26 protein-coding genes are annotated in these 22,794 nt (G+C 44.2%); 22 read left to right on the plus strand and 4 right to left on the minus strand.

Annotated features, from left to right (window positions below; translation table 11 throughout):
• Positions 1-34 precede the first annotated feature (34 nt).
• From HY807_11300 to queC, 13 genes are all read left to right on the plus strand, one after another.
• The gene (locus HY807_11300; GenBank protein MBI4826983.1) at positions 35-361 is read left to right on the plus strand and encodes a cupin domain-containing protein; all 327 of its coding nucleotides are present in this window, start codon (positions 35-37) and stop codon (positions 359-361) included.
• A 16-nt stretch (positions 362-377) separates the two neighbouring features.
• Positions 378-686, plus strand: coding sequence for a GeoRSP system PqqD family peptide chaperone (locus HY807_11305; GenBank protein ID MBI4826984.1), 309 nt, complete (start codon positions 378-380; stop codon positions 684-686).
• Positions 679-1,683: a GeoRSP system radical SAM/SPASM protein gene (locus tag HY807_11310; protein ID MBI4826985.1), complete on the plus strand. Its 1,005-nt coding sequence runs from the start codon at positions 679-681 to the stop codon at positions 1,681-1,683. Before HY807_11305 ends, HY807_11310 begins: the two co-directional genes overlap by 8 nt.
• Positions 1,673-2,539, plus strand: coding sequence for an SPASM domain-containing protein (locus HY807_11315; protein MBI4826986.1), 867 nt, complete (start codon positions 1,673-1,675; stop codon positions 2,537-2,539). The genes HY807_11310 and HY807_11315 overlap by 11 nt, the downstream gene beginning before the upstream one ends.
• A gap of 109 nt (positions 2,540-2,648) precedes the next feature.
• A complete protein-coding gene (locus HY807_11320; GenBank protein MBI4826987.1) occupies positions 2,649-3,185 on the plus strand; it encodes a TlpA family protein disulfide reductase in 537 nt (178 codons plus the stop codon).
• Positions 3,186-3,289: 104 nt separating this feature from the next.
• A complete protein-coding gene (gene gcvH, locus HY807_11325; protein ID MBI4826988.1) occupies positions 3,290-3,682 on the plus strand; it encodes a glycine cleavage system protein GcvH in 393 nt (130 codons plus the stop codon).
• Complete coding sequence (lpdA, locus tag HY807_11330; GenBank protein ID MBI4826989.1) at positions 3,682-5,067, plus strand: dihydrolipoyl dehydrogenase; 1,386 nt, start codon at positions 3,682-3,684, stop codon at positions 5,065-5,067. Before gcvH ends, lpdA begins: the two co-directional genes overlap by 1 nt.
• 129 nt (positions 5,068-5,196) lie before the next feature.
• Entirely contained in the window at positions 5,197-6,024 is an 828-nt protein-coding gene (gene kdsA / locus HY807_11335; protein ID MBI4826990.1) for a 3-deoxy-8-phosphooctulonate synthase, read from the plus strand.
• An 8-nt stretch (positions 6,025-6,032) separates the two neighbouring features.
• On the plus strand, positions 6,033-7,001 hold the full coding sequence (locus HY807_11340; protein ID MBI4826991.1) for a KpsF/GutQ family sugar-phosphate isomerase: 969 nt from the start codon (positions 6,033-6,035) through the stop codon (positions 6,999-7,001).
• A 47-nt stretch (positions 7,002-7,048) separates the two neighbouring features.
• Complete coding sequence (locus tag HY807_11345; protein ID MBI4826992.1) at positions 7,049-7,564, plus strand: HAD-IIIA family hydrolase; 516 nt, start codon at positions 7,049-7,051, stop codon at positions 7,562-7,564.
• Positions 7,560-8,105 carry a CDP-diacylglycerol--glycerol-3-phosphate 3-phosphatidyltransferase gene (gene pgsA / locus HY807_11350; GenBank protein ID MBI4826993.1) on the plus strand — a complete coding sequence of 182 codons (546 nt, stop codon included), beginning with the start codon at positions 7,560-7,562 and terminating at the stop codon, positions 8,103-8,105. Before HY807_11345 ends, pgsA begins: the two co-directional genes overlap by 5 nt.
• Positions 8,105-8,725, plus strand: coding sequence for a glycerol-3-phosphate 1-O-acyltransferase PlsY (plsY, locus tag HY807_11355; GenBank protein MBI4826994.1), 621 nt, complete (start codon positions 8,105-8,107; stop codon positions 8,723-8,725). Before pgsA ends, plsY begins: the two co-directional genes overlap by 1 nt.
• On the plus strand, positions 8,722-9,474 hold the full coding sequence (queC, locus tag HY807_11360) for a 7-cyano-7-deazaguanine synthase QueC (protein ID MBI4826995.1): 753 nt from the start codon (positions 8,722-8,724) through the stop codon (positions 9,472-9,474). Before plsY ends, queC begins: the two co-directional genes overlap by 4 nt.
• Positions 9,475-9,479: 5 nt before the next feature.
• On the opposite strand, the gene HY807_11365 is transcribed toward queC, so the two are convergent.
• Entirely contained in the window at positions 9,480-9,773 is a 294-nt protein-coding gene (locus tag HY807_11365; protein ID MBI4826996.1) for a hypothetical protein, read from the minus strand.
• 136 nt (positions 9,774-9,909) lie between these two features.
• Between HY807_11365 and HY807_11370 the strand changes: the two genes are divergently transcribed.
• The 7 genes from HY807_11370 (at position 9,910) to rpoD (ending at position 19,862) form a co-directional block, all read left to right on the plus strand.
• A complete protein-coding gene (locus tag HY807_11370) occupies positions 9,910-10,854 on the plus strand; it encodes an alcohol dehydrogenase catalytic domain-containing protein (protein MBI4826997.1) in 945 nt (314 codons plus the stop codon).
• Positions 10,851-11,588: a competence/damage-inducible protein A gene (locus HY807_11375; GenBank protein ID MBI4826998.1), complete on the plus strand. Its 738-nt coding sequence runs from the start codon at positions 10,851-10,853 to the stop codon at positions 11,586-11,588. The genes HY807_11370 and HY807_11375 overlap by 4 nt, the downstream gene beginning before the upstream one ends.
• 1 nt (position 11,589) lies before the next feature.
• On the plus strand, positions 11,590-12,204 hold the full coding sequence (locus HY807_11380) for a class I SAM-dependent methyltransferase (protein ID MBI4826999.1): 615 nt from the start codon (positions 11,590-11,592) through the stop codon (positions 12,202-12,204).
• 122 nt (positions 12,205-12,326) lie between these two features.
• The gene (locus tag HY807_11385) at positions 12,327-16,370 is read left to right on the plus strand and encodes a PAS domain S-box protein (GenBank protein ID MBI4827000.1); all 4,044 of its coding nucleotides are present in this window, start codon (positions 12,327-12,329) and stop codon (positions 16,368-16,370) included.
• Positions 16,367-17,779, plus strand: coding sequence for a sigma-54-dependent Fis family transcriptional regulator (locus HY807_11390; protein MBI4827001.1), 1,413 nt, complete (start codon positions 16,367-16,369; stop codon positions 17,777-17,779). Before HY807_11385 ends, HY807_11390 begins: the two co-directional genes overlap by 4 nt.
• A gap of 297 nt (positions 17,780-18,076) precedes the next feature.
• The gene (locus tag HY807_11395) at positions 18,077-18,316 is read left to right on the plus strand and encodes a hypothetical protein (GenBank protein ID MBI4827002.1); all 240 of its coding nucleotides are present in this window, start codon (positions 18,077-18,079) and stop codon (positions 18,314-18,316) included.
• 37 nt (positions 18,317-18,353) lie between these two features.
• A complete protein-coding gene (rpoD, locus tag HY807_11400; protein MBI4827003.1) occupies positions 18,354-19,862 on the plus strand; it encodes an RNA polymerase sigma factor RpoD in 1,509 nt (502 codons plus the stop codon).
• 96 nt (positions 19,863-19,958) lie between these two features.
• Here the strand turns inward: rpoD and HY807_11405 are convergent, their stop codons facing one another.
• The 3 genes from HY807_11405 to HY807_11415 form a co-directional block, all read right to left on the minus strand.
• A complete protein-coding gene (locus HY807_11405; protein ID MBI4827004.1) occupies positions 19,959-20,714 on the minus strand; it encodes an ABC transporter permease in 756 nt (251 codons plus the stop codon).
• A complete protein-coding gene (locus HY807_11410; GenBank protein MBI4827005.1) occupies positions 20,711-21,451 on the minus strand; it encodes an ATP-binding cassette domain-containing protein in 741 nt (246 codons plus the stop codon). Before HY807_11410 ends, HY807_11405 begins: the two co-directional genes overlap by 4 nt.
• Before the next feature lie 82 nt (positions 21,452-21,533).
• The gene (locus HY807_11415) at positions 21,534-21,926 is read right to left on the minus strand and encodes an FxsA family protein (GenBank protein ID MBI4827006.1); all 393 of its coding nucleotides are present in this window, start codon (positions 21,924-21,926) and stop codon (positions 21,534-21,536) included.
• A gap of 121 nt (positions 21,927-22,047) precedes the next feature.
• Between HY807_11415 and HY807_11420 the strand changes: the two genes are divergently transcribed.
• Positions 22,048-22,287, plus strand: a complete 240-nt coding sequence (locus HY807_11420) for an antitoxin family protein (protein ID MBI4827007.1) — start codon at positions 22,048-22,050, stop codon at positions 22,285-22,287.
• Positions 22,288-22,402: 115 nt separating this feature from the next.
• Positions 22,403-22,720 (plus strand): putative toxin-antitoxin system toxin component, PIN family, encoded by a 318-nt coding sequence (locus HY807_11425; GenBank protein ID MBI4827008.1) that lies wholly within the window; start codon positions 22,403-22,405, stop codon positions 22,718-22,720.
• Positions 22,721-22,794: the final 74 nt, after the last annotated feature.

Below are 22,794 nucleotides of genomic sequence, written 5' to 3' on the forward strand. Positions count from 1 at the left end.
TGAATTGCTGTAAATAACATTTCCGGAGGGAATTATGAAGAACAAGAGTGTTGTGCTGGACATCGCGAAGCTTAAAAAATTCAGTGAAGAAAAGAGGCACCATGAAACAATATGGTCGGACAAACATTCAAAGATAAACCTCATATGCATGAAACCCGGGCAGGAAATTATAACCCATACGCATCATGGAAACCATATCTGGGTAGTTATGGAGGGCAAGGGGGAATTTATGACAGCAGGCGAGACACAGGCCATTGATATCGGCAAGATAGTGATCGTACCCGCTCTTGTAGACCACGGGATTCGCAATGCTTCAGATGAAGATCTTGTTATTGCGTCCCTGACGGCTCAGGGTGACTGATAAGGCGGAATGGAAAATGAAAATATTCAGGAATGCTGACGTAATGTGGCGGGAAGAGGACGAATACAGGGCGCAGGCTTATGAAAGGCTTGAAAAAGGAGAAGATGCCGAAAGGATCGGCACATCCGTTTTATTCCACAATGGAATGATGCTGTCGCTTAACCTGCTTGGGACAGAGATATGGAAAAGGTGCGAGGGCGGGACGATCGATGAAATAGTATCTGAACTTACCGGGATATTTGATGTTGAGCCTGAAGTCCTGAAAAAGGATGCGGAGGCATTTATCTCCGAGCTGAAAGAAAAGGGGTATCTCAGATATGAATGACTTTCTTCCGGGCTCGCCGCTGACGATCAACTGGGCTGTTACGAACAAATGCAATTTTAAATGCAGCCACTGCTACAGCCGGAATGACCCCTCCGGTGAACTTGATATGAACCTGCTTTTTCAATGCGTTGAGAGAGTCGCAAAGGCAGGCGTACTTTCGATCAACTTTGGAGGCGGGGAGCCTCTGTTAAGGAGCGGCCTGATGGAAATAGCACGGTTTGCTTCACAAAACGGCCTGCGGGTTTCCATGAACAGCAACGGTTTTTTAATAGACAACCGGAAGGCGGTTGACCTGAAAGTCAGCGGATTTTCAAAAGTCGGGATAAGCATTGACAGCCACCTGTCTGAGATCCACGATGAGTTCAGAGGCGCAATTGGCAGTCATGAAAGGGCGGTGAGGGCGCTTGACTGCCTGAATAAAGCAGGGATTGAGACATCCATATCAACCGTGATCTGCAGGATCAATCACAAGGATATTGACGCATTGGTTGAGTTTGCGGCCCGGAACAAAGTGAAACATCTCAATTTTCACAACTTCAAATGCTCAGGACTCGGATATTCAAATAAGGACAAGCTGGATCTATGCGGTGATGAATGGAAGGAATTTTATATCAAGGCGCTTGACGCAAAAAATAAAACTAAAGACCTGGATATATCGCTTGATGATCCTGTGATAGCTCTGCTGGGGGCTAATAAAAATGGATCGATGGTCAGGGGAAGCATCTGCGGGAAGCTTTCATTGAATATTAAATCAAACGGGGATATAACCCCATGCGGATTTATCCCGATCGTGATAGGCAATATCACAAAAGACGATTTAAAAGACATATGGAAAAACTCTCCGGCGCTGATCAGGATGAGAAACAAAACACCAAAAGGCAAGTGCGTAACATGCGGCCATTATGCGGATTGTCTCGGCGGCTGTACAGCGCGCGCCATCGCGCTGACAGGCGACATGAACAACCCTGATCCGCATTGCTGGTATCATGAATCCTGATAACTTGATAGATCCGTTCATCGTTTACTGGGACCTGAGGCCGTCGGGATACAGTGAAGAGACGATCTTAAATGTTTGCGATGAACTGATAAAGAGCAAAATATTTGTCCTTAATCTAAGAGATATTTCACATCCTCTAAGCGCCGCCTCGATCGGTATTCTCGAAAAACTGGGTGAAACGAATATTAAGATCAGGCTGACTGTGAAGCACGATGCCGTTGAACGGCCGATGATGGAGATATTACAGAAACGCAGGGTCTCTATTTTCACAGAGACGGATTCCATAGTAAAACTCCGATCCACTGATGCTGCCGTTACGGGCAGTGTTTCATTTTTATTAAACAAAAATAACTTCCATGATATTCCTGACGTTATTTGCTTCTGCTTAAAGAGCCAGGTAACTGAACTTGAATTTCCGATACAGAGGGCTGAAGACAAAGATATATTTTATCCTGACTTCGAAAATATTGGCCGGCTTCATGATGAACTGAAATCAATGTCATTTGAAAAGCTGAAGGTAACGGTTCATGATCCTTTTCTCTGGAAGGCCTTTCATGACAAAGAACAGCATGAAGGAACGGGCTGTAACGGCGCAAACACGATGATCTATATCTCGCCGGATCTTGACGTTACTCCATGCCCTTTACTGCCTTTAAATATGGGGCATCTTGGCACTGATACTTTAAATGAAATCTTTTCTTCAGCCAAAAGACGGCAAATAAGAAAAACGCTTCTTGCTCCGCCTTATGAATGCCGGAAATGCGCCATGGTTGATAATTGCATAGGCGGCTGCAGGGGAAGGGCCTATGTTTTAGATGATACCTTTGATAAGAAAGACCCGGCATGCCGGTTTTAGTGGTTTTGCATTCTGTTAAGGCTGCGGCTTTTGCAAAATACCATTTTCTGTTAGCCAAATTCATCATAAATATGTACAATAATGTACTATTGTGAACAGGAGATATGAAATGAAAAATTTGAAGTCAATGGTCTTTACAATTTTAGTTATTGTTTTTTTCGGGCTGACCGTTTTTTGCGGTCATTCAAATGCCGAAGATATGATGCCGTGGAAGCTTGACAGGGTGATAGGTTCACAGGCAACTGATTTTAAAATAAAGGACCTGAAGGGCAATGATGTCACGCTCTCGTCTTTTAAAGGCAAGCCTGTACTGCTGAACATCTGGGCCACATGGTGCCCTTACTGCAGGAAAGAGAGGGCTGAGCTGAATGAACTGTATAAAGTGTATAACGCTAAAGGGCTGGTAATAATCTCGGTAGCTAATGACAGAGATATTGAAAAGGTAAAGCAGTATATCAAAAGCAATCCTGCCAGCTACATGGTTCTTTCAGATGAGGACGGCATTGTAACAGATGCCTACAGTGTTTACGGCTTGCCGACCAACTTCCTTATTGACCGCAATGGTGTAATAAAAAACAAGTTCACGGGTTTTCGAAGCTGGACAGACCCTGAGTCAATAAAGATCCTGGACGACTTTATCAAGTAGATTTTATTTCTTGACAAATAAAATCTCCAATGATTAGAATTTCTCTCATATCCAATGTTATATAGTTTTAATATTTAATAAACAATTTAATAAGGAGGAATATTATGAATCCCGAAGACGTTAAATATCACAAGGAGCACACCTGGGTAAAAGTTGAGGACAAGAAGGCTACGGTCGGCATCACTGACTATGCCCAGGAATCCCTTGGAGACATCGTTTATATTGATGCTCCTGAACTTGACGGGGAAGTAGATGCGGGGACAGAGCTCACTCAGATCGAGTCTACCAAGGCCACTTCTTCCGTGATAAGCCCCGTGACAGGTACCATTGTAAAGATAAACGAGGACCTTTCCGACTCTCCTGAGATCATCAATGAGGATCCCTACGGCAAGGGCTGGATAGCTGTCCTTGATATTGATGACGAGGGCCAGCTTAACGGCCTTATGGATCTGGAGGCTTATGAGAAATATCTTGAGGAAGAGGTGAAGCTTAAATAATGAAGATAACGATTCTTGGCGCGGGCCCCGGCGGGTATGTAGCAGCATTAAGGGCGGCACAACTGGGAGCTGATGTAACGGTTATTGAAGACGGAGAGGTAGGCGGCACATGCCTTAACTGGGGATGTATTCCTACAAAGACACTTATCGCGTCTGCCGAAGTTCTTCACAAGGCGAGAAACGCAAAGGATTACGGGCTGGATTTTGAAGGCTCCATATCTCCCAATATAGCGAAGATAGTTGAGCGAAAGAACAAGGTGGTTGTCACACAGGTCAAGGGCATACGCGGGCTCTTCAAGTCGTGGGGGGTCAACCTGATAGAAGGCAGGGGCATTATTGCCGGGCCGAAAAAAATAAAGGTCACGCTGAAGGACGGTTCTGTTTCAGATATTGATACTGACAAAATAATTATCGCCACAGGTTCAAGGCCTGCGCAGATCCCGGTATTTCCTTTTGACGGGAAGCGGATACTCTCAAGCGACCACGCGATAAATCCGGATTCCATTCCCAAAAGCCTCCTCATTGTAGGGGCGGGCGTCATAGGGTGCGAGTTTGCATTTATATACAAGGAATTTGGTTCTGAAGTGACTATGGTCGAGATGATGCCTAATGCTGTTTCAACAGAGGATGAGGAGATTTCTCAGATACTTGAGAGAGAGCTTAAGAAGAACAAGATAAAGCTTCTGACCAATACTGGCGTTAATAAGGTTGACGTAAGAGATGACGGCATAACCGCAACACTCACCGATGGAAAGACGATTGAGGCAGAGAAGGTGCTCGTATCAATCGGAAGGGCTGTCAACAGTGCGAATATCGGGCTTGAGGGTTTAAGTATAGCGCAGGGTAAACGCGGAGAGATAATAGTTGACAGCAGCCTGCAGACCAATATTGAAGGCATCTACGCCATCGGTGATGTCACAGGTGGGATAATGCTTGCGCACCTCGCATCAAAAGAAGGTATTGTCGCCGCTGAGAATGCCATGGGCGGCAGCAGTAAAGTTAACTATGACGTTATTCCTGCCGCGATATTTACAAGCCCGGAGATAGGATCAGTAGGCCTCAGGGAGAAGCAGGCTGTTGCAGCCGGGATCAAATACAAGGTAGGAAGGTTCCAGTTCAGGGCGCTCGGCAAGGCGCATGCGATGGGAGAGATCTCAGGCATGTTTAAGATGATAACTGAAGATGCGACAGACAGGATAATCGGCGCGCACATTATCGGCGCTCATGCTTCTGACCTGATACATGAGGTTGCTCTTGCAATGGAGAAGGGCCTGACCGCAAAAGATATTGCAGATACGATCCACGCCCATCCGACACTTGCCGAGGGTATTATGGAGTGTTCTGAGGATGTCCATGACAGGGCGATACATTCACCGAAGAAGTAGACAGGCTTTAAGTTTTAGCGGATAAAATACATCATGTCTTGCCGGTTAACATATTGAAATTATTGCTATTAATCCAGGTTATGGTCAGGCTTTCTGCCTGGCCATATAATTTTTATCAGGTAAATATAAATGAAGACCAATGAAGTAAAAATAGGAAATGTATCTATAGGAAAAGATAATCCACTTGCCTTTATCGCAGGCCCTTGCGTGATCGAGTCTGAAGCATCAACTCTTAAGGCTGCCGTCAGGCTTGCTGAAATCTCTCAGCGGCTGAATATACCGATCATTTTTAAGAGTTCATATGACAAGGCGAACAGAACATCTGTCACTTCTTTTAGGGGGCCTGGTATTGATGCCGGGCTAACTATTTTAGATAAGGCGAGAAAAGAGACAGGGCTTTCTATTATCTCTGATGTCCATTCAGTTGAAGAGGCAAAGAAGGCTGCTGAAGTGCTGGACTGCCTTCAGATACCCGCATTTTTATGCAGGCAGACCGACCTTATAATTGAAGCCTCTAAGACCGGCAAGCCTGTCAATGTAAAGAAGGGACAATTCCTTGCGCCGGGTGACGTAAAGAATATTATTAATAAAATGATTTCAACCGGAAATGAAAATATTCTGATCACAGAGCGCGGAGTTTCATTCGGCTACAATAATCTTGTTGTTGACATGCGCTCTATCCCGATAATTCAGGGCTTTGGTTATCCTGTGGTTTATGATGCCACTCACAGCGTGCAGCTTCCCGGCGGAATGGGGAGTTCATCAGGAGGCGAGAGGCAGTTCATATCGCCGCTTACGAGAGCCGCTGTTGCCGCAGGGTGTGATGCAGTATTCTTAGAGGTGCATGAATGCCCGGAAAAAGCTCTCTGTGACGGCCCCAATATGGTAGCGCTGGATTCGCTGCCGGAATTACTGCGGAAGCTGGTTCAGATAAATGAACTTATAAGGAAGATATAAAAGAAGTTATGGACAAGTATATTGAACAGGCAAAAAAGGTTTTAAGGATCGAGGCGGATGCTATAGAGTCTCTGATCGAAAGGGTCAATGAGACGATCATAGAGGCTATTGATATTCTGTATCAATGCAAAGGGAAGGTTGTGGTCACCGGGATGGGAAAGTCCGGGCTTATCGGCAAGAAGATAGCCGCGACACTTTCATCAACAGGAACCTCAGCATTCTATCTTAATCCTGCGGAAGGAAGCCACGGCGATATCGGCATGGTGACAAAAGATGATGTTGTCATTGCAATATCGAACAGCGGCGAAACTGACGAGATAATTAATATCCTTCCGGTGCTTAAGAGGCTTGATGTAAAGATAATCGCCATGACAGGGAACCTTTCATCTTCACTTGCCAAAAAGTCTGATGTCGTGCTTGATATATCAGTTAAGGAAGAGGCATGTCCTATGGGGCTTGCTCCGACCGCCTCGACCACAGCAACGCTTGCGATGGGCGATGTCCTTGCCGTAACATTATTAAGCAAAAAGGGCTTTACCGAAGAGGATTTCGCTTTCTGCCATCCCGGAGGCAATATAGGCAGGAGGCTGCTTACAAATGTCGAAGACCTGATGCACAAAGGAAGCGATGTGCCTGTTGTCGGAGTTGATACAGACATGAAGGTTGCCATACTTGAGATATCATCCAAGCGGCTCGGCATAACAACGGTAGCTGACGCGGAAGGAATGTTCAAAGGCGTGATCTCTGACGGAGACCTCAGGAGAGGCCTTGAAAAATGGGGCGAGGGCTTTATCAATCTTAAGGCAGGTGATGTCATGTCAGCAAATCCCAAGACTATAATGCGCGACGCTCTTGCGACAAAGGCTGTTTCCATAATGGAAAAGAACTCAATCACCTCTCTTGTCGTTCTTGATCAGTCAGGGAAGGCCGAGGGCATAATTCATCTGCATGACCTGCTTAAGGCAGGGATAGTATGAAAAAAAGCATTCAGCATTCAGCATTCAGCATTCAGAAGAAAAAGAATATAAAAGCACAAGCAAAAAAGATAAGGCTTCTTATACTGGATGTTGACGGCGTTATGACTGACGGCAGCATAATGCTTGATAATAACGGGAACGAATACAAGAGATTTCACGTCAGGGACGGCCATGGGATAAAGATGCTCGAGAAGGCCGGCATAAAGACAGCCATCATTACAGGAAGAAGGTCAAAGGTTGTGGACAGAAGGGCGCAAGAGCTCGGCATCACTGATGTTCATCAGGGTGTGTTTAAGAAGTCAGAGGTCTATGAAGGGCTTCTCAGTAAATACAGGCTCAAAGATGAGAATGTCGCATTTATGGGTGATGATACAGTTGATATCGAACTTTTTAAAAGGGCAGGCATGACCGCAGCCCCGGCAGATGCTGAGGATGAGGTACGAAAGATTGCCGGCTTCATATCAGGCAGAAACGGCGGAAGAGGGGCTGTAAGAGAATTTATCAACTTAATATTGAAGTCTTCCGGCCTCTGGGAAAATGTCTCAGGCGAGTCCATTGATTAACATACCCACTCTCATCACATTAAGCAGAATCTTCGTGATCCCGCTCTTTGTCTTTATTGCGGCCAAAGACCCTTTTACCGGAGCCCTGATATTTTCACTTGCAGCTATTACGGATTTTTTCGACGGATATATTGCACGAAGGTCAAAACAGGTAACCAAGCTCGGGATACTGCTTGACCCGATAGCGGATAAACTTCTTGTTATATCAGCGCTCATCGTTCTTGTGGACATGGCGCTTGTGCCCGCATGGATAGCCATAGTCATCGTTGCCAGGGAATTTCTCGTGACCGGGCTGAGGGTGGTTGCATTGACAAAAGACCTGGTGATACCTGCCGAGACCGGAGGAAAGATAAAGGTCGGCGCACAGATCGCTTCGATCATAATACTTCTGCTTGACAGGTCGTTGATCAGCTATGATTTTTTCGGGCCGATCGAGTTTCTCGTTGAATACAGCGTCGGTATCACGCTCCTTTGGGCAGCAATGATAATAGGCCTGGTCTCCGGAGTACAATATTTTCAGGCATTCTGGAAGAAGCTGTAATGGATCCCGGAAGTTATCTTTACCTTCTTATACCGTTCTCTTACATTATCGGCTCCATTCCTTTCGGCGTTATCATAAGCAGGGCAAAAGGCATAGATATAAGGAGTACGGGCAGCGGCAATATAGGCGCGACCAATGTCCTGCGAGGCGTTGGAAAACTACCCGCGTTTCTTACGCTTGTATGTGACATTCTTAAGGGAGCAGCGCCTTTATTTTTGTTATATCTCATACTTGGCGAACGGGGTTCTTCTTCATTTGATCTATGGGGCGGGATGGCGGCTCTGGCAGTTGTGCTCGGGCATCTCTTTCCGGCCTTTCTTTCCTTTAAGGGTGGAAAGGGCGTTGCAACAGGGCTCGGGGTTATGCTTTTTTACAGTCCGGCGACCCTGGCAGTTATGGTCATTATATGGCTGGTGACAGCTGCTTTTAGCAGATACTCATCTCTTTCTGCCATAAATGCATATATTGCCATGCCGATCATACTTGCGCTGTCTGGCGCTTCATATGTAAAGATCGCAATTGGTTTAATACTTGCTGTGATGATCGTCTTAAAACATGCTTCAAATATAAAGAGGCTTTGCAGCGGCACAGAAACTAAAATAGGCGGCAGTAAGGGATGAGAGGGACAGGTAAAGGGAAACGGGCTGTAGTTCTTTTGAGCGGCGGCATTGATTCTACGACAACATTGTATATTGCAAAGGCCCTTGGGTTTGACCTTTATGCCATGACATTTGATTACGGCCAGCGGCACAGCATAGAACTTCGTATGGCCCGTTTATCCGCCGAGAAGCTGGAAGTCAAAAAACATCTTGTCCTTGATATCGACCTTAGGCAGATAGGCGGGTCAGCCCTTACGTCTGAAATGGAAGTGCCGAAGAGAGTTCAGGGTGAAGTCTTTAAAGAAGATTCGGGATCAAATTGCAAATTCCCAACTCCTGATTCCTCAAATATCCCTGTTACTTATGTTCCCGCAAGAAATACGATATTTTTATCATTAGCGCTTGCCTGGGCCGAAGTTACAGGTTCCGCAGATATTTTTATAGGCGCCAATGCAATTGATTATAGCGGATATCCTGACTGCAGGCCGGAGTTTCTCCATGCTTTTGAGAAGATGGCAAACCTTGCTACCAAGGCTTCAGTTGAGGGAAATATGAAATTTAAAATTCATGCTCCGCTTATAGATATGACTAAAGCTGGGATCATAAGAAAAGGCGCTGAACTTGGCGTGGATCATTCTCTTGCATGGAGCTGTTATGACCCTGAAATAAAGAACGGTAAATATTTGCCGTGTTTGAGATGCGACAGCTGTGTCCTGAGAATTAAGGGTTTTAAAGATGCTGGAATAAGTGATCCTTTATCAGATGCCTGAAGATCTTAAAAATCGCTGTTGAACTTGTAGCCGAATCCCGCTCTGCAGATCCCGTTGATATGTTCCGTCCATTGGGCAAGCCCGAATTTCGGAATATCGTCGTGACTTTCTGCTTTGATCGTGATTACCTGGCCCTTTTCAAGAGGGTAATGGGTGACCAGGCTGAAGCCGAGATCTGAGATATCTACTATCTTTCCCCTTGAAAGGATCTTTGTGCTTTGCCTGAACTGTATCTCAGTGACCTTGAACTCAATATCAATGTCGGTTGTTCTTCTGAATGACTTCCGTCTTTCTTTCATTGTTTTAACCTTGCAGTGCTTCTAAGTAAATCTTATCAATTAGGATTAACTAAGTCAAGGAAGAGTTAATTATTCTCCTTTATCCTGAAGTAAGTTATATTTATATTTAGATTTAAATGAAGTAAAATGAATAAGTATGAAAGCGCTGGTCTATAATGAACATCTTGTTTTGAGAACGGACTACCCCCGGCCTGCAAGCGATGAAGCGCTGATCCGGGTCACTTACGCCGGCATCTGCAATACTGACATTGAGATCACTAAAGGTTATATGGGATTCAGCGGTGTGTTAGGCCATGAGTTTGCAGGGGTTGTCGAAGAGACAGATGACAAAGAACTTATAAACAAAAGGGTGGTAGGCGAGATAAACCTTAACTGCGGACGATGTTCATATTGTTTGAACGGCATGCAGAGCCATTGCCCGAACCGCTCAGTGCTCGGCATACTCAACAGGGATGGTGTATTTGCCGGGTATGTAACATTACCGCTAAAGAACATACATGTTATCCCTGATAATGTGCCTGACGAAGAAGCGGTCTTTGTTGAGCCGCTTGCGGCAGCATTTGAAATAACCAGGCAGGTTAAGATCAGGCAGAGTGATAATGTATGTATTCTCGGTGACGGGAAGCTCGGGCTTCTTACGGCTCAGGTTATCTCTCTTTCAGGCTGCAACCTTACTGTTGTCGGAAAGCATGACAATAAACTTGCCATACTCGGCGGCATGGGGATAGAGACATTGATTTTGTCTGAATTTGATAAAAAGGGTTTTGATATAGTTATTGACGCCACCGGCTCTCCATCAGGCCTCAAGACAGCATTGGATATCGTCAGGCCAGGGGGTATGATTGTGTTGAAGACAACCACAGCTGAAGCATGCAGTTTAAATATTAACAGCATTGTGGTCAATGAGGTCACGCTTGTCGGGTCAAGGTGCGGGCCGTTTGATAAGGCGATCTGGGCGCTTGCTTCAAAAAAAATAAATGTCCTACCGCTCATCAGCAGGGTTTTTTCATTAGATGACGGCATTGAGGCTTTTGAGTATGCTTCAGGCAGGGATGCGCTAAAGGTGATACTTAAGATATGAATGATAACGGCATAAATACAGCAGGTATTATCATTATCGGCAATGAGATACTCTCCGGCAAGGTGCAGGATGTAAATTCTTACTATCTTACCGCTGAACTCAGGGCCTTAGGCGTTGATGTCAGGCGCATATCAGTAATACCCGATGAACTTGATGCCATAGGAAAGGAGGCAAGGGATTTCTCCGCTGCATTCGACTTTGTATTCACAACCGGCGGAGTCGGCCCCACGCATGACGATATCACAATGGAAGGTATTGCGCAGGGTTTTGGTGTCAAGCTCGTGTGCAGCCCCTTGATCAGCAATATCTTATCATCGTTGTATGACTCCATGAACGATGCAGTGCTGAAGATGGCCTATATACCTGACGGCTCTGAGATCTTATTTAATGAGAAGATGAGGTTTCCCGTAGTTAATTTCAAGAACATATATATCTTTCCCGGGATCCCGGGCTATCTGAAAAACAAGTTTCCCCTTATCAAAGAGAGGTTCTCATCATCATCCATATACCTGAAAAAAATATTTTTAAAGACACGCGAGTCTGATGTCGCCGCAGTTTTGAGCGAATTCGATTCTCCGGTTAAGGGCATCAGCATAGGCTCTTACCCTATACTTGAACGCGATGATTTTAATCTTATTGTTACAGTCGAATCCAGGTCCATGGAATCACTGGAACGCACAATGAGAAAACTTATTGAAGGACTGCCTGCGATGAGCATTATAAGAATAGAATGATATGGATGAGCTTTCAAAAGAATATGTGATCTCATTTTACTGCAACTCACTCCGGATGCACGGTGACACACCGGCAGCTGTAAAATGGACCGGCCCCGGCCAGCGCCTCCGTTTTGAATCCCTTCTCCATCTCAATGCTGATATATGCGGCAGAAAGATACTTGATTACGGGTGCGGCAAAGGAGACTTTTACCAATTTCTTAAGGAGAAGGGGATAGCTGTTGATTATGCCGGATTTGATATTAATGATGAGATGGTCTCTTTAGCCAGAAGAAAGTTTCCTCAATGCAGGTTCGAGGTTTTTGATATAGAGCGGGATTCACTGAATGAGGATTTTGATTATATTTTTCTGTGCGGTGTCTTTAACCTGAAGTTGGAAGGCATTTATGATACTGTAAAGAATGTGCTGTCAAAGCTTTTTAAACACTGCCGTCGCGCCCTGATCTTCAACGCGCTTTCTTCGCATGAACCGAGAAAGGACTTCGAGCTTCACTATATCTCGCCGGAGGATATTTATGATTTTGCGGCAGTTAATATCTCGCCTCACGTCGCTCTCCGACATAATAAGGGCTTGTATGACTTTAACCTTTTTATCTATAAGCAGGATAAGCATTAAAGCGTAAGGCTGTTTTTTCTTGGTTTAAGCAATATGTATAATATATTTAACGGGTAATGTTCTGAATCCTTGCCTTAGCCTTCAATGACCATATGAGAGCCAATAAATTTCTTGTTTACATTATGTTGTTATCAATAGTGGCTGTAGTATCTTTGCCGATATTTACTGAACTTTACGTCTATCCTGCTTTTTCCAGATATCAGATGAAGGAAACAGAGGAGCATGCGTTACACATCTCAAATCACATTGCAGGGATGTTCGGTATTGATAATTTGCCCATTGACTATGCTTCATCTGATTTTGTCAATGAGATAAATAATGCCAGGAAGAATTTCAACCTTTTTAAAATAAAAGTCTTTACCCCCGACGGCAGGCTTGTATACTCCACTGAAAATGGCGAGATAGGCGATATCAATGAACACCCATACTTTTACGATATCGTTCTTAAAGGCAATATTTATTCAAAAGAGGCGGAGAAAGACACAAAATCCCTTGACGGCAATATCATACCTATCGATGTTTTTGAAACTTATATTCCTGTAATTAAAGATGGAAAGGTTGCGATCATTTTTGAGACCTATCTTGATAATTCCGCAAGCAAGGCAGCCTTTAACAAGATCATATCAGATATATCGAAAGCCATGTCAATTGTGTCATTGCTTCTTTTTGGCGCAGTAATGTTCAGTTCTTTCAAGGCAAGAAGGAGCATGAAAGAACGTGAGAGCGCGGTAAAAGAGCTTATGAAATACCGTGACAATCTTGAGATTGAGGTGAAAGAGCGAACAGCAAAGCTTGAGGATGAAAAGGCCAAGACAGAAGGTATTCTCGCCGGAATGGGTGAAGCTGTAAGCATGCAGAACCTTGATTTCAAGGTATTGTACCAGAACAAGGCGCATATTGATCTTGTCGGTTACCATTTCGGCGAATATTGTTACAAGGCATATCAGAAGAAGGATAAGGTCTGTGAAACCTGCCATCTCGCAATGGCTTTTAAGGACGGCAGGATCCATACTGCGAAACAATCCAGAGTAACCGATAACGGTGAGATACACTATGAAATAGTGGCATCTCCATTGAAGGATTCATCCGGGAAAATAATAGCAGGCATTGAGATGGTCAGAGAGGTCACTGAAAATGTTCAGAGAGAAAGGATGCTTTCAGAACAGGCCTCAATCGCGCTGTTGCGGGCGGATATCGGAATTGCCCTTACTTATGGAGGCACTCTTAAGGAGATTCTTCAGAGATGCTGCGAATCAGCAGCTACCCGCCTGGATGTGGCTTTTGCCAGGATATGGTCTCTTAACAGGGAGGATAATCTCCTTGAACTTCAGGCAAGCGCCGGGATGTACACACATCTTGACGGAGAACACAGCCGAATCCCTGTCGGTAAATTTAAGATCGGCATGATAGCTAAGGAGAAATTACCGCATATAACCAATAATGTTATCGGGGACTCCGGTCTCAATGACCAGAAATGGGCAAAGCGTGAGGGCATAAGAGCCTTTGCAGGCTATCCGCTTATTGTTGGTGAAGATGTGGTCGGGGTTCTGGGAGTTTTTTCGCGTAACATGATCTCTGACACCGTTGTTGAAGCGCTTGGATCCATATCAAGCAAGATAGCTTTAGGCATTGACCGCAAGCTGGCAGTTTTAGAATTGACCAGATCTGAAAATGATCTCAGAAACCTGTTTGAATCTGTCAATGACGCCGTCTTTGTACTTGATATGAATGGGAACTTCATTGATGCCAATACAGCCGCATATAAGCGGCTGGGTTATACCAAGGATGAGATGCTTTCGATGCATATCTCAGAACTTGACACGCCCGAGTTTGCCGCGAAGGTGCCGGAACGGTTTGAGCAGATCGCTAAACATGGCAAGGCCATATTTGAGTCTGCCCACCTGAGAAAGGACGGCACAGTTATGCCTGTTGAGGTGAATTCGGTACTGACCATTTTTAAAGGCAGAGAGGTATTGCTTAGCACTATCCGTGACATAACTCAAAGAAAACAGATTGAGAATGAACTGTTTCGGTCAAGAGTGGAGTGGGAGGAGACTTTCAATAACATAACCGACATGATCACTATCCATGACCATGATTTTAATATAATCCAGGCGAACAAGGCTGCGCTTGATATGCTGAATTTGCCGGATTCAGTACCGGGTAAACAGCTTAAATGTTATCAATATTATCATGGCACATCATTTCCGCCTGAAAAATGCGTGAGCTGTGAATGTCTCACTACCGGCAAACCTGCTACTTTTGAGATGTATGAGCCGGCTTTTGATAAGCATGTTGAGGTCAGGGCTATGCCCAGGTTTGACCTTAAAGGAGAGATTATCGGGGTTTCTCATATTGTCAGGGATATTTCTTACCGTAAGTCTGCCGAGAAAGCGCTTGAAAATGCGCATGATCTGCTGGAAGAGAGGGTCAGTGAAAGGACCAGGGCGCTTCAGAGAACCAACGAGCAGTTATTGAGCGAGATAAGCGAGCGCCTGCAGCTTCAGCGTAAACTTCAGGAGAGCGAAAGGCGCTACAGGAGGTTTTTTGAGGATTCACCGACATCTCTTTGGGAAATAGATTTTTCCGGAATAAAAACATATATTGAAAAATTAAAGGAGGCCGGTGTAACTGATTTCAGGAATTACTTTTACAACCGCCCCGATGAGGTCATGCGCTGCGCGGCGTTGATCAAGGTTACTGATGTAAACATAACAACGCTTGAAATTTATAAAGCAAGAAGCAAAAAAGACTTCCTGGCAAATCTGGACAAGGTTTTCTGTGAGGAAACATTTGATCTTTTCAGGCATGAATTTATCGCTGTTGCTGAAGAGAACTTTGAACTTGAGACTGAAGGGATAACGCGGAATTTAAACGGCGAGAAGATCCATATATCGATTAAGTGGTCTGTGCAGTCAGGCGCTGAAAAGACGCTTTCCAAGATTCTCGTATCAGTTGTTGACATAACAGAAAGGAAAAAGGCTGAAGAGGCGCTTATCGAGAATGAAAAACGGCTGCGCGCAATTACAGATTCAACAACAGACCTGATATGGGAAGGAGATACAAGATATAATGTATTGAACTGGTTCGGCAATATCGATGCCATTCTGGGATATGACCCGGGAGAGTTTCCGCGCACTATTTCAGGACATATGGAGAGCATCCATCCAAAAGACCGCGACAAGGTTGCCGAATCAATTGAAACAGCAATAAGAACACAGAAAGACATTTTTGCCCAATACAGCATCAAATGCAAGGATGGGACTTATCGTGTCTGGGAAGAGAGAGGCAGGGCTGTTGGTTTTGAAGACGGCAAGGCTGTTAAATGGGTCGGTTCAATAACCGATATTACCGAAAAAGTCCGTATGGAAGAGCAGCAAAAATTTATGCAGGCGAAACTGCTTCATACCAACAAGATGACCGCGCTCGGCACGCTTGTTTCCGGAGTTGCTCATGAGATAAATAATCCTAACGCCTTTATAATGACAAATGCTGAACTGCTGTCCATGATCTGGAAAGATGTCAACAGCCTGCTTTCTGTACATTATAAAAAAGACAAAGACCTCTCTCTTGGAGGCCTTCCTTATTCCGAGCTTCGAAATGCGATGCCTCAGCTGCTTAAAGGCATCAGTGAGGGATCCGGCAGGATAAAGTCGATAATTGACAACCTTAAAAACTTTTCAAGGCCTGATAAAACAAATCTTGATGAAGATGTCGATATAAATGAGGCTATCAGAAACTCGTTATTGATACTCGGCCAGCAGATAACGAAATATACCATTCATTTCAGCACACACTACATGAAAAATCTACCGTTGATAAAGGGCAACAGGCAGAATTTTGAACAGGTGATTATAAACCTTCTCTCCAACGCCCTCCAGGCTTTACCGGACAAGGAATGCGGTGTGCGCGTATCCACGCTTCATAATAAAAAGGATAATTTGATCGTCGTAACGATAAAGGACGAGGGCGCAGGCATACCGGCTGAAATAATGGACCGTATCACTGAACCGTTCTTCACAACAAAGATCGACACCGGCGGCACCGGGCTCGGCCTGTATATTTCGTATGCTATTATTAATGATCATAAAGGAAGCATGAAGTTTGAATCCGTCGAAGGGAAGGGGACGACTGTCAGCATTTATCTCCCTACAAGCCACTTATGAATACAGAAAAACCTAAAGTACTTTTGGTGGACGATGAGCCGCAGATACTTCTGAGCCACAGCCTTTTGCTGCGCACAGCCGGCATTGAAACTGTTACTCTCAAGGACAGCCGGGAGGTTATGCCCATGCTTGAAAAAGAGAAAATATCTGTTATAGTGCTCGACCTTTCGATGCCGCATTTATCCGGCACGGAGCTGCTGTCCAGGATCAGATATGATTTTCCTCATATCTCCGTTATCATTATGACCGCGACCAATGAGATTGAAAAGGCGGTTGAGTGTATACGATTAGGCGCGATGGATTATCTTGTGAAGCCTGTTGAAAAGAGCCGTTTCTTCTCGAGCATCAACAGGGCTGTTGAACTATACAATCTGCGCAATGAGATATCTTCTCTGAGCAAGCGCGTGCTGACGGATGAACTTGAAGATGAGGATGCTTTTTCCGGGATCATCACAAAGAACAAAAAAATGAGATCGATCTTTAATTACATTGAAGCCATTGCCAGATCCAGAAAAGCCGTATGTATAGCAGGTGAGACCGGAGTTGGAAAAGAACTGTTTGCAATGGCTGTACATAATGTCAGCAGGGTTAAAGGCCCTTTTATCGCAGTGAATGTCGCCGGGCTTGATGATACGATGTTTTCCGATACGTTGTTCGGACACAAAAAAGGAGCATACACCGGCGCTGACAAAGAAAGAAAAGGGCTTATCGTCAAGGCCTCAGACGGGACGATACTGCTTGATGAAATAGGCGATCTCAACGAACTGTCGCAGGTAAAGCTCCTGCGCCTTCTTGAAGAGGGTACATATTATCCTCTCGGTTCTGATATTCCCGAGAAAAGCAACGCGCGCATTATTGCATCTACAAACAAGGACATCGGACATGAAACCGTCAGCGGAAAGTTCCGCAAAGATCTTTATTACAGGCTAAGCGCTCACCTTATACATATCCCGCCGCTCCGTGAGCGCATTGAAGATATACCGATGCTGCTCGGCCATTTTTTAAGGGATGCCTCAGAATCTTTGCACAAGAAGGTGCCTTCAGTCCCGACAGAGCTTGTTTCTCTGCTGTCAAATTATTATTATCCCGGCAATATACGAGAGCTGCAGGCCATGGTCTTTGACGCTGTGTCGCAGCATGGGACCGGAAAACTCTTTATGGACAGTTTTAGGGATCACCTGAAGAACAATGCCGAGCTTTCAAGAAATGAATTATCTATCCCGTTAGACATATCCAAATCCGCAATTGAAATATCCGGGCCTTTCCCGACCCTCCAGGATGTAAATGATTTTCTTGTCTCAGAGGCGCTGAAACGCTCAAGCGGGAATCAGGGAGTCGCCGCGTCTCTTCTGGGCATAACCCGTCAGGCACTTAATAAACGCCTTATCAGAAAGAAAAAGCCGTCATGATAATGCTTGTAGACATTTTTTGCTCCTGATACATTATTTGCGATTAAAAGAATCTCTTTGTTTTCAATAAGATAACCCTCAATATTACAAATAAACCATTATCTGTATCAACTGCTGTCTCTTTCCGCGCTGTTAGATAACTATTCTAACTCATTGATATTTCAACATAAATCAATAATATTATGCGGGCACCCTTCTTGCTTATATATAGTATTCTGATTCGAACTAATTGAATTCTGAAGAATATTTCAAACCTGTTGTTCCTTATCAGATGCAATAGGTTCAGAGGAGGGGCAGATGCAGATCAAAGTCAGTGAGGATGTCTTGAAAGATACAAGCAATTGTAAAATGGGTTTTTCATGTTTATCAGGCAAAGGTGATTGCCTTTGTGAGGTTGAGGATAGCGCTAACGGCATGGTTCTTTTTATTAAGCCTGCGTGCAAAGCAGGCTTCTGTTATTACAGGCTCTCATTCGGATGTTCCTATATATGTAACTGCCCTGTCAGAAAAGAGATATTTAACCGTTATAACACATAATTTAAAAATATAATTATTTATTTCAGGAGGATTGATCATGGGAAATCAGTTTGGGGAACTCGATGTTATTGAGGGTGAGTATGATGATGTCGTTGAGAACGATAATGACGCGGATCTCTTTTTTGAAGAACCTAAAGAGATCATAACCAGGGATGAACAGACAACAGACAATCCGATCGAGATATACCTTAAAGAGATGGGCGCTTTCCCTTTACTTACAAGGAAGGGTGAGGTTGATGTTGCAAAGAGAGCTGAGGCCGGAAAGGAGAAGATATTTAAGGTGATATTCGCAACACCCTTTGCGGCCGGAAGGGTCTTGGCCTCTGCCAAGGAACTCAAAAAGAACGATATATTGATCACTGATATACTTGCCGGCTGTGAAGACCTCCCGAAGTCAAAAGAGAAGATGGCTGTCGAACTTTTCCTTAAAAATGTAAGGTCTATCGAAAGGCTTAACAGCAGAAGAATTATTCTTTTCAATGAACTTCATAATAAAAAGACTAAATCGGTTGAGACCAGATTAATAAGATCTAAACTTGACGAGTCAAAAAACACAATAATAAGAAAATTGTCAGAGCTGAACTTTAATAATACCTTTACTGAAAAGATAGTTCAGGATTTCAGGGCATTTGCAGAGAGGTATAATGAGATATCCGGCAAGGAGAAGGCTGATAAAGATGATAAGAAAAAGCTTCTTGAAATCGAGTTCAGTCTTGGAATGAATAAGGCCGGGATCATGAACGCCCTTATTTCCATAGACGAGGGGGAGGCTGAGGTCAGTAAGGCAAACAACATTCTGGTTGAGGCAAATTTGAGGCTTGTTGTAAGCATAGCCAAAAAATATATCTGTAAGGGGCTCAATCTTTCCGACCTGATGCAGGAAGGGAACATTGGACTGATGAAGGCTGTAACCAGGTTCGACTATAAGAGAGGCTATAAGTTCAGCACATATGCCACCTGGTGGATCAGGCAGGCTATAACAAGGGCGCTCGCTGATCAGTCAAGGACTATCAGAATCCCCGTACATATGATAGAGTCCATGAACAAACTCTCAAGGGTTTCAAAAAACCTTGTGCAGGAACTCGGCAGGGAGCCGCATGCTGAAGAGCTTGCCAAGGCAATGGACCTTCCTCTGGGCAAAATAAGGACGATATTAAAGATCTGCAAGGAACCTGTTTCACTTGAAACGCCGATGGGCAAGGAAGAAGACAGCCTTTTAGGTGATTTTATAGAAGATAAGGCATCCCACTCACCTCTGGAGCTGGTGCTTAATGATGAGTTGAAAGTTCAGATGAGAAAGGCCCTTAATACACTTTCCTTCAGAGAGGCAGAGATACTCAAGAAGCGTTTCGGATTGGAAAGCGATGGTTCATTAACCCTTGAGGAAGTTGGAGAGGCATTTAATGTTACACGGGAACGGATAAGACAGATCGAGGTATCAGCCTTGAAAAAGCTCAGGCATCCTGGCAGAAACAAATATCTCAGCGGTTTTATCAATGAGGTATTCACTGAAAGATTCAATCAAATGGAAGGAAGCATGATATAGGCATTAAAATATATACTGATTCATTGTAAGGGCCGGGTAATATAGAAATTATCCGGCCCTTTTTTTGTATGAAATATCCACCCTCAACGAAAAATCTTATTTAATTATCCTCTTGCGCAAAAGCCTGAAAGGGTAGGGCAGAAGTATCAATGCAAGGGCAGTAAGCCACGCCATATCAAGAATGGCCGGAGATATCTCGCCTGATGAAAAAGATCGGCATATGTTTACCAGATGATATAACGGCGAAAAGAATGCAACCTTCGAGACAAATGCAGGCATGTTGTCTATGGGGAAGAATATCCCTGAGAAGAGAAACATCGGCGTCATAAACAGAGTGTTGAAATAATTGAATGAATCTATGCCCGGCACGATAGATGTAACTATTATAGCTATCTCCGCGAATATCAGGCTGCTGATAAAGATGGCCGGAATAGTTGTTACTATCAATGCTGAGCCGAGCAGGCCCATGAAAGAGAGTACAGTCATTATGATGATGCCGTAGAATGTTCCTTTTGCAGCTCCCCATAAGAGTTCGCCCAGGACAAGGTCAGCGATATTTACAGGCGTCACAAGTATGGCGTCAAATGTTTTTTGAAAGGTCATCCTGATATATGTGCCGTATGTGCATTCGAATGTAGCGGCGAACATTGATGACGATGCTATCAGGCCGGGGGCAAGGTAGTTTATATAGGGGACTCCCTTTATCTCATTGACATAAGCGCCAAGCCCTAATCCCAGTGCCGCAAGATAGATGATGGGCTCAAAGAAATTAAGCACTAGGCTGGATTTGTACCGCTTTGTATAGACAGTGAAGTTCCTCTGAAATACCCTGTATGCCCTTTTTATATTCATGTGACCTGATCTTTTAGATGTTTCCCGGTCAGTTGCAGATACGCATTTTCCAGATTTCCGCCGTGGATATTCATAAGGCTGGAAGGCGTATCGATCGTGATTATCTTTCCTTCATCCATGATGGCAACCCTGTCGCAGAGGCTCTCAGCCTCTTCCATATAGTGTGTCGTCAGTATCAGTGTAGTATCCTTTGACTTCATGTGCCTTAGCTTGTCCCAGACATAATGCCTTGTATGCGGATCAAGCCCGGTGGTGGGTTCATCGAGTATCAGCATTTCAGGGGTATTTATCAGAGACCTTGCCAAAACAAGCTTGCGCTTCATTCCGCCTGAAAGGTTCCTGATATTAACATCTGCCTTCTCCTTCAGCTCCATAAAATCAAGAAGCTCCCACGCAAGCCTTGATGCCTCTTTCCTGATGATATCGAAATACCTTGCATAGACGATCAGATTTTCATACACCGAAAGCTCAAGGTCGAGGTTGTCTTCCTGCGGCATCACGCCTATCTTTGATTTGATCAGGCTGGGGTCTTTAGTTGTGTTGACACCAAAGACCTCAAGTTCGCCGGATGTCGGCGGCATGAAGCAGCATATCATGCTCATGGCGGTCGTCTTGCCTGCGCCGTTAGGCCCGAGAAATCCGAAGCACTCTCCCTTGCTGATAGTGAAGTCTATATTATCCACCGCTCTCAGAGAGTTGTAATCCTTTGTGAGCCCTTTAGCAGTTACAATGTTCATGGGAATTATTATAGCATCATCAAATCAGAAGGGGCAGTCTGCCGTGGTTCCTCCTCTTAGTTTAAGGGGAGGGCAGGAGGGGTTATAATCTGTTTATATAAATAACACCGGATGAGACCTTCTTATCGATCATCCGTCTTGCTATCTTCTTTATCAGGTTTCTTGAAAATGGTATGACCATCAGCAGTCCTATCGTATCAGTAAAAAATCCCGGGACAATAAACAGCACACCGGCAATCAATAACATCATCCCGTTGACCATCTCCTCTGCCGGGGATACGCCTTCATTCATATTCTGCTGCATCCTGCGCATCACCCCAAGCCCCACCAGCTTTACCATGTAAATGCCGATAAGAGCAGTCAGCAATAAGACAACTATCGTATTTGCAGTTCCAATTCTTGAGCCTACCTCGATCAAGAGAGAGATCTCAATGATCGGTACGATTATGAATATAAAAAATAGTGGAAAGAACATGCAGGAATTATATCTGAATTAAGGATGATTTTTCCAAACATCACTGTGCTCCTGATTGTTTTGACAGAAGGGTAGGTATATGGTAAATTAAGCTAAGATTCAAAAAGGAGGCAGCGCAATAATGTCTAAGGTAATAGATGCTGTTTTCGAAAACGGTGTTTTTAAGCCCCTTGAAGCAGTAGAGGTAAAGGAGCACGAAAAGGTCTCAATAAAGATAGTCTCGCTTGACGAATGGCAGAATCGCTTTAATAGGATCATCGATAAAATACACAAAAAAGCCTCTCAATACACTTCTGAAGAAATTGAAAATGATATTTCCCTGACCGTAAAAGAGATAAGAGAAGAAAAGCGTGCCAGTTAAAGCTGTCATTGATACCAATATCTGGGTATCCTCTTTGCTCAATCCATTCGGCTTTCCTGCCAAATTACGTAACGCCTTTGAAAAAGGCACATTCCATGTCCTTATATCATAACCCATGCTTGCAGAACTTGCCGATGTCCTCAGCCGTCCGAGAATAAAGGACAAGTACGGCATAACTGATGCCGACATTGAAGAACTTTTGACCCTGATAGAGGAACGGGCAGAGCATGTCATGGTTTTAGATGATGTTGCCGTTTGCAGAGACCCTGACGATAACCTCGTTATTGAAACAGCGATCAAGGGCAAGGCAGCGTATCTTGTAACAAGAGATGATGATATCAAGTTTGACAAGGATGTTTCAGTATTCCTGTTGCAATATGGCGTCGCTGTCGTTTCCATCGCAAAATTCTTAGCGCTCATAAATAAGTCTTAAGTTTTTTCAATGCCTTCAGATAACCTTAAGCTGTAACAAATTTATATTATTATGTCCCGCCAAAATGATTGTGC

It is taken from the genome of Nitrospirota bacterium (assembly GCA_016207885.1).
Taxonomy (GTDB): Bacteria; Nitrospirota; Thermodesulfovibrionia; order UBA6902; family UBA6902; genus JACQZG01.